The sequence below is a fragment of the Emticicia sp. CRIBPO genome (assembly GCF_009905725.1).
Lineage (GTDB): Bacteria > Bacteroidota > Bacteroidia > Cytophagales > Spirosomataceae > Leadbetterella.
The window spans coordinates 387053-399229 of the sequence record NZ_JAAAKV010000002.1; the positions used below are offsets into that span (position 1 = coordinate 387053).

At 41.9% G+C, this 12177-nt stretch carries 11 protein-coding genes; 6 read left to right on the plus strand and 5 right to left on the minus strand.

Features of this window, described 5'->3' with window-relative positions:
- Positions 1 to 59: 59 nt before the first annotated feature.
- From GVN16_RS05615 to GVN16_RS05625, 3 genes are all read right to left on the minus strand, one after another.
- Complete coding sequence (locus GVN16_RS05615) at positions 60 to 2513, minus strand: TonB-dependent receptor domain-containing protein (RefSeq protein ID WP_166562866.1); 2454 nt, start codon at positions 2511 to 2513, stop codon at positions 60 to 62.
- A 79-nt stretch (positions 2514 to 2592) separates the two neighbouring features.
- Positions 2593 to 3306 carry a LytTR family DNA-binding domain-containing protein gene (locus GVN16_RS26285; RefSeq protein WP_166562867.1) on the minus strand — a complete coding sequence of 238 codons (714 nt, stop codon included), beginning with the start codon at positions 3304 to 3306 and terminating at the stop codon, positions 2593 to 2595.
- Positions 3290 to 4411, minus strand: a complete 1122-nt coding sequence (locus tag GVN16_RS05625) for a sensor histidine kinase (protein WP_166562868.1) — start codon at positions 4409 to 4411, stop codon at positions 3290 to 3292. The genes GVN16_RS26285 and GVN16_RS05625 overlap by 17 nt, the downstream gene beginning before the upstream one ends.
- 253 nt (positions 4412 to 4664) lie before the next feature.
- Here GVN16_RS05625 and GVN16_RS05630 point away from each other — a divergent pair, with 253 nt between their 5' ends.
- The 6 genes from GVN16_RS05630 to GVN16_RS05655 all read left to right on the plus strand — a co-directional run bounded on the left by GVN16_RS05630 (position 4665) and on the right by GVN16_RS05655 (position 10579).
- A complete protein-coding gene (locus GVN16_RS05630; RefSeq protein ID WP_166562869.1) occupies positions 4665 to 4901 on the plus strand; it encodes a hypothetical protein in 237 nt (78 codons plus the stop codon).
- Positions 4902 to 5127: 226 nt separating this feature from the next.
- Positions 5128 to 5619, plus strand: coding sequence for a Crp/Fnr family transcriptional regulator (locus GVN16_RS05635; protein ID WP_166562870.1), 492 nt, complete (start codon positions 5128 to 5130; stop codon positions 5617 to 5619).
- 79 nt (positions 5620 to 5698) lie between these two features.
- Positions 5699 to 6331, plus strand: coding sequence for a hypothetical protein (locus GVN16_RS05640; RefSeq protein ID WP_166562871.1), 633 nt, complete (start codon positions 5699 to 5701; stop codon positions 6329 to 6331).
- 11 nt (positions 6332 to 6342) lie between these two features.
- Entirely contained in the window at positions 6343 to 6903 is a 561-nt protein-coding gene (locus tag GVN16_RS05645) for a GrpB family protein (RefSeq protein WP_166562872.1), read from the plus strand.
- A gap of 376 nt (positions 6904 to 7279) precedes the next feature.
- Positions 7280 to 9835, plus strand: coding sequence for a TonB-dependent receptor domain-containing protein (locus GVN16_RS05650; RefSeq protein WP_166562873.1), 2556 nt, complete (start codon positions 7280 to 7282; stop codon positions 9833 to 9835).
- Positions 9836 to 9868: 33 nt separating this feature from the next.
- Positions 9869 to 10579 carry a DUF4292 domain-containing protein gene (locus GVN16_RS05655; protein ID WP_166562874.1) on the plus strand — a complete coding sequence of 237 codons (711 nt, stop codon included), beginning with the start codon at positions 9869 to 9871 and terminating at the stop codon, positions 10577 to 10579.
- A gap of 69 nt (positions 10580 to 10648) precedes the next feature.
- Here the strand turns inward: GVN16_RS05655 and GVN16_RS05660 are convergent, their stop codons facing one another.
- Positions 10649 to 11611 (minus strand): hypothetical protein, encoded by a 963-nt coding sequence (locus tag GVN16_RS05660; protein ID WP_166562875.1) that lies wholly within the window; start codon positions 11609 to 11611, stop codon positions 10649 to 10651.
- Positions 11604 to 12068 carry a DUF6932 family protein gene (locus GVN16_RS05665; protein WP_166562876.1) on the minus strand — a complete coding sequence of 155 codons (465 nt, stop codon included), beginning with the start codon at positions 12066 to 12068 and terminating at the stop codon, positions 11604 to 11606. The genes GVN16_RS05660 and GVN16_RS05665 overlap by 8 nt, the downstream gene beginning before the upstream one ends.
- Between the last annotated feature and the right edge of the window lie 109 nt (positions 12069 to 12177).

Below are 12177 nucleotides of genomic sequence, written 5' to 3' on the forward strand. Positions count from 1 at the left end.
CCTGATCCATCTCTCTGCTTGTCACCAGGCAGAGAGATTTTTTTTGTCAGCCTCCGGAGTTACCTTACTTCTCCTCCCATCCGGTTTTTTTCTGCTTCGTTGCCAAGGCTCCTGTTTTTTGCCTGCTTCACGGTTTTCTTACCAAAATTGTAAGAAAATGCCAGTCGGATACGCTGGTTATCAGAATAACTCTGGTAGCTTGAGTATACAGAGCCATACGAAGTGATGTATCGGTAAACCTGGCTTCTGAAAACATCTTGAAGAGACAACTTGATATTCCCCTCTTTGAATACCGTCTTGTTTACCCCAATCCAGGCAAAAAACACCTGCCTGCTCTTTTGAATAGCATAGCTGGAAGGGGAGTTATAGACCAGGAGCAATTCAAATTTATACCCCTTAGGCAATGAGAAAATGCTGTTGCTATATGAATTAGCCCCATAACCGTTGCGTCTGATTTCTGAAACAGTTCCTACGGGTGACTTTATCTGAGAGGCATTGAGGGCCAGGTAACAACTGGTGTACCACCATTTAAACAACTGTTTTCCCCACGAAAGACCTGCATAGGCGGCGTATGAATTTTCCAGGTTATCTGCAAAATCTGTGTATACCTTGGTAGTTTCGTCAAAAAGAACCGTATTAAAAATATCATCACGGGTGCTGGTATAATTGGCGAATACCGTCAGGCCTTTTACGGTAAAATAAGCATCCAGGGTATGGGCAAAAGACGGCTTCAAAAGCGGGTTACCCACCGAAATTAAATAGGGATCGGACTGAAACCTGTAGGGCACCAGGGACATCAGAGAAGGCCTTGATATTTTACGGGAGTAAGAAATACTGAAATTATTTCCGTTTTTCAGTTCTTTGTTCAGCCCGAGACTCGGAAACAATCCCGAATAAGTTCTTTCCAGGTCTGAGCTTGCCAGCTCCTGACGGGTCCTTTCATAACGCAGTCCGGTATTTAACGACCATCCTTTTGAGAATTTCGTGGAATATGCCACATAGGCGGCATATGAAAACTCCTTATACAGTCCCGAATTGCTGAACGAAGAATCAATCACATAATTCCCGTCCGTAGTTTCATTTTCCTGATCAAGCGTATTGTTATTGCTGACGGTCGCAAACCTCAGCCCCGACTCCCAGCGGCCGTTTTTAACAGGGAGTGTCAGGTCTGTCTGTGCAACCAGGCCTCCTTCATTCTTAGGGTTGCGGATTCTCGCTCTGGTCGGATCCCCATCCCATTCTCCTGCTACATTCTGATACCTGTATTGCAGAAATTGGGTGTTGGCCTTGTCAAAAAAACTTTGGGTAATGTTAAAAGACAGTTCTTTTCCGGCACTGTCAAGCTTCCCCGTATAATTAAAATTGACGTCATAGTTTTGGGTTTTATCTTTGGCCACCCTGTCTGTGTAGAGCAAAGAATCCAGTATCGCCGGATATCTTTTAAATGCCGTCGTCATAGCTGTTGTGTAGTTGCTTTTCTTTAAACCCGTATTGACCCTGACACCCAGCGTGTTGTTCTTATTTGGCGAAAAATCAACGCCGTTAAAAGAAGAAAAACCATCTGTTTTAAAATTGGTGAAAGACCGGCTATCCATAAAACCTTCTGCATATTTACGAAGGTGAACCCCATCAGACCCTACGTTCTCAAGGGTTCCGCTCAAAGACGTGAAGAGATTCCATTTTTCAGACCTGAAATTAAGGGTGGCGTCCGGATAAAACTTACCGTATTTCCCCTGTGAATAAATGATGCTGGTTCTGCCGTTTACTCCTCTTTCGAGACTCTTTTTTGTAATAATATTAATGACCGCCCCGAAACTGGCATCATACCTGGCAGATGGATTCGTAATGACTTCTATTTTCAGGATATCCTCTGCAGAAAAAGTCTGCAGAAAGTTGGTCAGGGATCCCTGGCTCGTCTGGCGGCCATCCACAAGGATCAGGACGTTGCTCTTATTTCCCACTTTTATGCCCATGGGTGTAGAAGAAACCATCGGGGCATATTTCAGCAGATCTTCTACCTTATTTCCTTTGGCTATCACACTATTTTCGACGTTCAGCACCATACGATCTCCCTTGTTTTCAACCAGGCTCCTGTTGGCTTTGACCACTACCTCCGACAGGTTTTCTATCTTTTCATTCAGTGCGATAGTCCCAAAGTCCTTTTGCGGTGAAGTTTCATTCAATACAAAAACCGGCAGCCATTTTTTCTGAAACCCGACATACTGGATATTGAGAAGATACTCTCCCCCGCTGATATTTTCCAGGAGAAAAAACCCTTTATCGTCTGTAACAGCTCCTTTGACAATACTTGAATCTTTGGCTGATAACAACGAAATAGTGGCATAAGAGGCTTCAACACCTGCATTTTCGATCACTTTACCTTTTACCAGGAACCTGCCATTTCCTGCCGGGGTCACTGTCTGGCTGAAAACCCGGAAACTGATAAAAATCAGTGCAAAAAGTACGACCCATTTATAGATTTTAAAAAGTTGAACATTGTCCGTTTTTATCATTGTTGTAATTTTTCATCAATGATAAAACCGCCCGCTTTTTTGCAGAAATTATTTCGACCAATGCCCGCTTCCGGTTCGACTAATTGACAATCTGAAGCCTGCTGAATACAGCATCACGGTAGGTAACCCCTATGTCCACTTTCCGCTTGTTTACCAGATCTATCTGATTACCTTCAACTACCCTGACAGAATCAATATGTATAATAAATGACCTATTGATCCTGATAAAACTACTCACCGGAAGCAGACTTTCCATACTTTTCATCGTCTGGTGCACCACATAAACCTCGTCTGCGGTATGCACTTTGAGATAATCTTTCATGCCTTCTACCAGGATAATCTCATCAAACCTGACTTTCACATTCGCCTTGCCGATCTTCAGATAGGTAAACCCGGTTTCTTCCCTAGCAGCCTGAGTTGTTTGCAGTGCCCGGCGTTCTCTTACTTTCTCTACAGATCTCAGCAAACGGTCAAACGGAATAGGTTTTAAAAGGTAATCAACCACATCGAAAGAATAGCTGTCTACTGCAAAATCCGGATAGCCGGTAGTAATTATGATAGCAGGTTTGTGAATTCCCAAAGCACTCAGCAACTCCATTCCAGTCATTTCGGGCATATTTATATCCAGAAAAACAATATCCGGCTTTTCGTTTTTAATAAAAGTAAAACTATCAATGGCGTTTTCACACACCCCGCTCAGCACCACGTCAGGTATCCTGCTGATGTATTTCCGGATAAGGTCCTGGGCCAAAGGTTCGTCTTCAACAATAAGTACTTTAAGCTGACTGGTCACGGTTTAAGGTTATTTTGAGTTGTACAAGATAAACAGCCTCTGTCACGAGGATATCGAGCGTATATTTTTTATGATAGTAAAGTTCCAGTCTTTTTTTTGCATTTTCCAGCCCTATGCCGCCAGCTTTGTTCAGGCTGGTAATCACTGCATTTTTCGGCAAACTGTTTTCGACCACAAATGAAAGCGTATCTTTTTCCACCGAAAGGTTTATCTTAACCCAGGCCGCCTCTGTAGTAGAGTGAATGCTGTGTTTGAAGGCATTTTCAACAAAAGTCAGCAAAATAAGAGGCGGAATCCGCAAACCATGCCCTTCGGTATTTTTCTCAAATTCAACAGAAGCCCTTTTCGTCAACCTGATCCGCTCCAGCTCTATATAATCATTTAAGAAAGTGATCTCCCTGCTCAAAGCAATCTTTTCCTGGTTCGACTCATACAGTGTGTACCTCATCAGGTCCGACAACTTGACGATGGCATTGGCTACACGCTCATCAGTATCCACAGCCATTGAAGTAATGTTATTGAGGGTATTAAAAAGAAAATGTGGGTTAACCTGAGACCTGAGAAAATTCAGTTCCAGCTGTAAATTCTCTTTTTCCAGCCTGGCGTTATTTCTTACATAGCCTAATAATGTATAAATACTGTAAATCGAAAAAGGGATGATCAGATAGAAGAAATGAAACGACATCGTTCTGTAGATCACTTTTCTGTCAAAAAAAACTTTCCACCATACGTTGTCGTCCGTCTGCAGAAGCGATATAAAATCAGTGGCATTTTTGTCCGGAGTCCTGTAGTACCTGATAAACAGGAAATAATAATGGATAAAATACTCACTGGCTATAAAAGTGATGATAAACGCAATAAAGAAAATATAGAACCGGTTCGGAAAACTTTTCTTAAGACTGATAGAGAGTGCATAAAAACAAACAATGATAAAGGCGAAATTACCCAGTAAAGGCAAGCTGGTAGCGTCAAAAGCGAAAAGATTGACCGTAAAATAATCGAAAAAAAACCAGCCGCCAATGATAACCCAAAACAAAACATGAATCAGTATCCTTCCGGAAATGCTTTGTTTAAGCTTGTTGAAAATAGTTGTTATCTTATCCATTCCGTTCGTCTTACCCTTTAAAAGCCAGGCTGCAATTTAGAGAAAATTTGACGGAGTTAACAACAACACCTGTAATGCACCAAGCCTTTCTCCGGACACCCCACTGTGTATTTTTAACATCAGTCCTGTGTGATGGCAACATGCATTACCCGGTTTTCCTCAGAAAATACACACAAATACCTTAGGAACAAGATTTTATTAGATTAATGTAGCCATAAATACAATTTCTCTATTCTTTTAAATCTTAAAAGCCATGACATACTACAACACACTTAACCCGGGCTATCCACAAGGTACCAGAAAATACTCCTTATACGAAAAGATCGTTGTCCTGATTTTGAAGGTTCTACATTTTTTACCAGGTCGCAAATCAACCAGGGTCCGAAAATTCACGAAAGATGAGATCAAAAGAATTGTAGAATGTCGCGACTCCAGGCTGTATGGCAAGAGCAGCCAGCCTCATTCCAGATTTGTAAGCAAGAAAAGATAACCCGCAGATACTGAAGACTGCCGGGTGAAATAATAGTAATCAAAATTTACTGTTATGACCCAAGGCACCGTCTTTTTTTTTGCCACGAACACCCATCATTTGGTTAAACTTGATCAATTACCTATATTTAAAGTTGACAGTCAATGACGATCGGCTATATGAATACACAAAAATGATTAACCAGGTTTTAGAGAAAATAGGGAGATTTTCTGAGGAAGAATTAAATTTGATACATAAACATTGTATCCCAAGGACAATAAAAAAGAATGAAATACTACTGGAGGCGGGGCAGGTCTGCCGTTCGGTTTACTTCACCGTATCAGGAGCATTCTATCAATACAGGATGCATGATATCGATGAAAACATCATTGACTTGCATATTGAAAACGAGTGGTTTTTAAATTACACAAGTTTCATTTCCCAAAAACCGTCCGTTGATACACTCAGAGCCTACAGCGACAGTGAAATCCTGGAGTTGACCGTCGATTCCCTTCATCATTTAATCGGGCTTTCTCCCGTTTTTTTTCAGTTGGCTAAACTCATGCAGGCACCCGCTTTACGGTCACAGTTTTTTGACGAAGCCATGACACCCACTGAAAAATACAACCATGTTTTAGAACACAGGCCACAGTTACTTCAAAAGTTTCCATTAAAGTACATCGCCTCTTACCTGAAAATCACCCCCGAAACTTTGAGCAGGGTAAGAGCCGTTTACTGACTGTTTCTTGATTTCAATCAAGATACCATCCGGAATAAAAGTCTGAGTTTTGCAGCTCATACTTAACAAATCAAAAAAGATGGAAACAGCATTTAAAAAACTCTCCGGCATAAGCCTTATCTTCGGATCACTACTAATGGTAGCCACTATGGTCCTTCATCCGAGCGGTGGAAACATCGAACACATCCTTAAAATAAAGACCATCCTTATTGTCTCTCATTCATTAGCTATTTTTAGTTTACCTTTTATCGGTTTTGGTTTCTGGGGGCTTTCAGGCTCTCTTTTAACCAAAAGCAGAATCTCGGTCCTTGCCTTTATCATATCATGTTTCGGGCTTATTGCCGCTATGATCGCCGCCACCATCAACGGGCTTACCCTGCCTTTGTTCCTGACCAGGGCAGCTTCTCAGCATGATGCGGTTAACCTTGTTGTTACCTATGGCTACTACATCAACAAGCCCATGGACTACATCCTGCTTTCAGCATTTGGCCTCTCCATCAGCATCTGGTCGGCACTTATCATCCGGAGTGAACAATTTCCTGAATGGATAGGTTATTATGGATTATTGCTTGTTCTTGCCGGCTTACTGGCAGTTTTTAACCAACACAATATCACAGGCTTACATGGATTCAGAATAATTGTTTCAGGAATTATCAGCTGGATAATTATTGCGGGCATTAAAATACTCCTGAGCAATACACAAAAGAATTAAAAAACCGGATCATGCTTATCGTTGAATACCGTGCTGAGTGGGTCAGTCAATTTGAGAAAATCAAAGAAAAGCTATCAGAGGGAATGAGCGGGCTGCCTGTCCATATTGAACATGTGGGCAGCACAGCCGTACCGGGGCTTGCCGCGAAACCCATCATAGACATTGACATTGTTTACCATGAAGCTACTGATTTTAAACGAATTAAAGATGGCCTTCTGACTCTTGGATATGCCCACAAAGGCAACCAGGGAATAAAAGGCCGGGAAGTTTTTAAAAGAACCGGACAAAAAGAAGATGAAATCCTGAACAAAACCGCTCACCACTTGTATGTGTGCAGCTATGATTGTGAGGAATTACAGAGACATATTTTATTCAGAGATTATTTAAGGAATCATGAAATAGCCAGGATTTTTTATCAGAACCTCAAATATGACATTGCCAGGGAAGCCGGAAACGACAGGAAAACCTATGCGGGCATTAAAGAGTTAAAAGCCGGTTCATTTATCTATTATATTGCTGAATTATCAAAACGAGATAAATCAGGGATAAGCTCGTTGCCCGGAATTCATTAAAAAACTCAAGCTTTTTGAAAATTTATCGAAAAAGATGCTTTATTTATTGATAAATAATAAATAATTATCTATATTTGATTCTTCAAATCAATTTAAACAAAAAACTGCCTCATGCCTGTTGAAGTCAAAACAAAACTATCCGGCTTTTGTCTTTCCAAAAGTCAGCCGGAATGTTAAAAACCTCCGCTTTTTCCCTTTTAACTACAAAAAAGTTCTCTCATCATAAAATCGTAGTTCTGAACCGGAACAGCATATAATTTTGAATCATAATCAAACTATAATTAGATCTGTGCTGTCAGTCAGCGTTTTAAGTGGCCCACCAGTTCTCATTAAAGTGTATCTAAAAAACATCTATTAATTTTCAGCAAATTTTCTCATGAAAAAGCTTTTACTTTTTACGTTTATTTTGTCCGCTTCTTTCATTACTCCTGCGATGGCTCAGTTTCCCGTAGGAGGTGGCACACCCGCTCAAAAAGCGTTGCCGGGCACAGCCGGTGACACTACCCCCAAAGGAAATTCGAAGATCTCAGGCTCTGTTACTGATTCAACTACCAATAAAGCTGTTGAATTTGCCAGCATCGCCTTACTTGACAAAGCTACCAACAAGGTCCTTGACGGAACGATGGCTGACGAAAACGGTAAATTTACCCTTAACAAAGTAATAGCCGGCTCATTCAAAGTGCAGGTTACATTTATCGGCTACAATGCCAAAACCATTGAGGTGACTTTATCCAAATCACAGGAACTTGACCTGGGCGTCGTCAAAATCAGCAACAATGCCAAAATGCTGAACGAGATCGTCGTAACAGGACAGGCGGCGTTGATCGAAGAAAAAGTAGACCGTCTGGTTTACAACGCAGACAAGGATATCGCTGCCAAAGGTGGTGACGCTACCGACGTATTGCGTAAAGTACCTTTGCTTACTGTTGACCTGGACGGAAACGTGTCTTTGAGAGGCAGTCAGAACATCAAGGTCCTGATCAATAATAAACCGAGTACCATCATTGCCAACAGCATTTCAGATGCCTTGAAGCAGATTCCTGCCGATCAGATCAAAACAGTGGAAGTAATCACCAGCCCTTCAGCCAAATACGATGCGGAAGGATCAGGAGGTATCATCAACATCATCACCAAGAAAAACAGCCTGCAGGGTATTAACCTGAACGTAGACGGTGGTGTGGGCAACAGGGGATCAAGTCTTTCACTGAACGGTGGCTACCGTAAAGGGAAAGGTGGCGTAACCCTGGGAGGTTTCGGCCGTGCCAACTACAATACGATCACGAAAACAACGCTTGAACAAAGCAGCATGATAAACAATGTCCTGAGTCGCACGCTTCAATCCGGAGACGGTTACAGCCAGGGCATTTTCGGACAATATAATTTAGGTTTTGACTACGACCTTGCCAAAAACCAGAGTTTGACCGCCGGTGTGCGTTATGGCGTACGTAACTTCAGCTTCCAGCAGGATTTCGGCACAAAAATCTTCAATGACGGTAACTTAAGCAGTTCGTCAAACAGGGAAGTGGATTCGAAAAACCTTTCAGGAACAGTAGATATCAACGTGGATTACCTGCATACTTTCAAACCTCAGCAGGAATGGAGCATCTCGACGCTTTACAGCCGCAACGACCTGGACAACAATTTCGATGCCAACCTGCTGAACGGCAGCGGCGAGTTGATCAACCGTCAGCGTAACCTTAACACCAACCTGAACCAGGAATTCACTTTTCAGACTGACTATCAGACACCTATCAAGAAAAATCAGCTGATCGAATTCGGTGCCAAAGGTATTTTCCGTGAAGTAACCAGTGATTACCGTTTCTTACTGGCAGGCCCCACCGGTGGATATTCCACAGAAGTAGGACAGCCTTCAGGTGCCCTGACATACCATCAGAATATCGCAGCAGCCTATACTTCTTATACTTATACTACCAAGAAAAGATATACCATCAAAGGTGGTCTGCGTTATGAGCATACATTCATCGATGCCAGCACAGCAGAAGGCGGCCCGATCGGTATCGGCAACTACCCGGTGGTGGTGCCCAGCATCAATGCTTCGAAAACCATCAAAGGAACAACCGTTAAACTGGCCTACAACAGACGTATCCAGCGTCCGGGTCTTCAGCAGCTGAACCCGAACTTTAACTCGGCCAACCCTCAGAACATTACTGTGGGTGACCCTTCGCTGAAGCCTGAACTGACCAATAACTTTGAACTGGCCCTGAGCAGAAACATCAAGAAGCTGTTTGTCAACTCATCGTTCTTCGGAAGGGTAACCAACAACGCGATTTCGCAGGTACGTATTCCTTCAGATACGCTGGAAGGAGCCATCATTACGACTTACAAAAACATCGGTCGTCAGCATGCTTACGGTACCAACATTTTTGCCAACCTGGCCGCAACTTCGAAAATCAACGTAGGACTATTCTTCAACGCCTTCTATACCACACTTGAAGGACAGGTGCTGGGTGAAAACAATGTGACTGAAAACATCACCAACTCAGGCTTTAACGTGAGCGGGGGTATGTTTTCTCAGGCAACCTTCAAAAACGGCTGGGGAGCCCAGGCCTTCGGTTTCCTTCAGGGCTCACAGGTGCAGTTGCAGGGACAACAGGGAGGATTCGGATTTTATACCATCGGTATCAAGAAAGAGTTTAAAAACAAGAAAGGAAGTATCGGTTTGGCAGGTGAAAACTTCCTGAATAAAAGATTTAATATTCACACCGAATTAAAATCCAAGCAATTTAACCAGGTAAATGACGTATACTTGTATAACAGAGGCGTTCGTCTGACGTTTACTTACAAAATCGGTAAGATGACCATGGACGCTCCCAAGAAAAAAGCCAAGGGTGTCAACAATGACGACGTGAAAAGCGACGGTACAGGTGGCGGACAAGGTACTCAGGGTTCGGGAACAGGTACACCAAGATAATTTCAATACTTAAACTTAATAAATTGATTTAAAATGAAAAACAACAGATTATTCGCAACAGCGGCGGCCTTATTTATTTCACTGGGCAGTTTTGCCCAGACAGCAGAGGAAATCGTGGAAAAACACGTAGCAGCTCTCGGATCTCCTGATAAGATTCAGTCGGTCAAAACCATCGTCACTGACCTTTCCCTGTCGATCCAGGGCAATGAAGTGCCTATTAAAACCCAACTGATTGTAGGCAAATCGGTTCGTTCCGAATCTACCATCATGGGCAATGCCATGGTACAGGTGCTTGACGGCACGACTTCATGGATGATCAGGCCGGCGATGATGGGTGGCACTGGCGATCCTGAAGATATGCCTGCAGATCAGATCAAGCAACTTCAGGGACAACTGGACCCGTTTGGCCCTTTGTATAACTACAAACAAAAAGAAAACAAGGTTGAGCTGATCGGTAAGGAGAAAGTGGACAAAAAAGATGCTTTCCACCTGAAAATCACCACCAAAGACGGCACTACGATTGATCAGTATATTGACGCAGCCACTTACATGGTGGTAAAATCAACGGTAGCGGCCAATGGCCAGAACGTAGAGGTCAGTTACTCTGATTTCAAAGAGGTGGAAGGATTGAAGTTTCCGCATACCCTGGAAATGTCAAGCCCGATGGGAGCTCTGGCGATCATCACGAACAAAATCAAAATCAACCCTACCATCGACGAAGCGGTCTTCAAAAGACCCAAGTGATTTTAAGGGATAACAAAAAAGCAGAGGAGTGATTCTCTGCTTTTTTTGTTTTGATTTTTTCTCAACAATCTAAATCAAAATATCAACGGGATATGTATCGTTCAGACGGATATCCTTCAGTTCATAAGAAATCTTTTCTTGTCCGGTCACTTTATTATTCAATATGGTTTTTACCGCCACACCGTAGCATGCATCTCCAATCTGAATCTGCCTGACGTTATCTAACATTGCAAGTGGGAAAAGCATCATCATTGACTTATTACCCTCCTCCCTGACCTCAAGCTGTCCCTTTAAACTCAGCATATGTAAGATACCATTGAATTCTATTTCTTCAGGATCATTAATACTGATCTGGGCCAGGGAACTGTGCAGTTGATTTATTTTTGAAGATGTACCTTCCCACTTAAAATTAGCATTACCCGGAGATGTCCACTCCAAATCAAACTCCAGTTTGTTTTTAATACTCAAATTAAGTAAGTGATCTATTTTTTTTACCCCCTTACCTCCATATCTTTCAGATTGCAGAAATAATTCATCTCCATTTTCTGCATTTAAAATATTGAAAGTATTTTTCAGTGCGTCTTCGATCATACTGTTACCAAACAAATCCGGGGCCGTCTGGCCGGTAATCAAAATGTGCGTTGAGCCAGGAATCAACCTGTCAAAACGCAAATCAATCGTATTTTTTATATGATCCAGAACTTTTGGGGTTGCTCTGTTACCGTACGCTATTTTCCTGGATGCCTCAACGATACAGTCAGATAAAGATTTGGTAAACTGACCCAGCAAGTCCAGAGGTAAAGTGCCCAATCTTGCCAAATGACCTTTAAGCCTTAAATCAATAATTTCTTTCTCCCGCTTATTTTTCTCAAACACAAGATTAGAACGAAGTTCTGAGATATGTTCAACGGTATTTTTAACCATACCCCTGTTAAACAAACTATCAGGGTCACTTTTCAGTAAAGCCTCATAATTGGTCAAAGTTTCCTGGGCACCAGCTAGCAGGGATTCTATTCTCGCTATTTTATACATTCTTAAGAATATTAATCTGATAAATACCTTTTGTATTCAGATGGCTGGCATCAAAACCGTAAGTCTCTATCCATTTTTCTTTTTCAGTCTCGTTATTCCTGTCAATAAAATAAACATCTATTCCGTATCTTACGATTACCTCATCCCTCTGCATGAGTAAAGATTCAAAAATAATTTTTCCCCTTTCGTCCAAACTATCAATTTCATTGCGATCAATCAAAAAGACTACGTCAATATCTTTAGGTTCAGGTTTCCGGGTACAAAAAGAGCCATCGATCCAGATTTCAGCAGATAAATTTAAGACTTCGAACTCGCTTATGAAAGCTTTAAAACGATCTATGAGGTATTTCCTGTGTTGATTTTCACCAAAAGGTTCAAGAAATACACTGTCAAGTTGCCAGATTTTAATTTCTTTGAATCCTTCGGATAAGAGGGGCGGATATTCTTTTTTATACATAAGCAATTGGGTAGTTAGTAACTTATGATACAAATATAAACTCTTTTTTCTGAACAAAACTGACCTCAATCTCTTTTTCATTAATCCCCAAACCCTTTGAAAACCGCAA

Excerpts from the sequence above, each read along its gene's own strand:
- GVN16_RS05615 (WP_166562866.1), bottom strand. The coding sequence starts at position 2,513 with ATGATAAAAACGGACAATGTTCAACTTTTTAAAATCTATAAATGGGTC.
- GVN16_RS05625 (WP_166562868.1), bottom strand. The coding sequence starts at position 4,411 with ATGGATAAGATAACAACTATTTTCAACAAGCTTAAACAAAGCATTTCC.
- GVN16_RS05630 (WP_166562869.1), top strand. The coding sequence starts at position 4,665 with ATGACATACTACAACACACTTAACCCGGGCTATCCACAAGGTACCAGA.
- GVN16_RS05640 (WP_166562871.1), top strand. The coding sequence starts at position 5,699 with ATGGAAACAGCATTTAAAAAACTCTCCGGCATAAGCCTTATCTTCGGA.
- GVN16_RS05645 (WP_166562872.1), top strand. The coding sequence starts at position 6,343 with ATGCTTATCGTTGAATACCGTGCTGAGTGGGTCAGTCAATTTGAGAAA.
- GVN16_RS05650 (WP_166562873.1), top strand. The coding sequence starts at position 7,280 with ATGAAAAAGCTTTTACTTTTTACGTTTATTTTGTCCGCTTCTTTCATT.
- GVN16_RS05655 (WP_166562874.1), top strand. The coding sequence starts at position 9,869 with ATGAAAAACAACAGATTATTCGCAACAGCGGCGGCCTTATTTATTTCA.
- GVN16_RS05660 (WP_166562875.1), bottom strand. The coding sequence starts at position 11,611 with ATGTATAAAATAGCGAGAATAGAATCCCTGCTAGCTGGTGCCCAGGAA.
- GVN16_RS05665 (WP_166562876.1), bottom strand. The coding sequence starts at position 12,068 with ATGTATAAAAAAGAATATCCGCCCCTCTTATCCGAAGGATTCAAAGAA.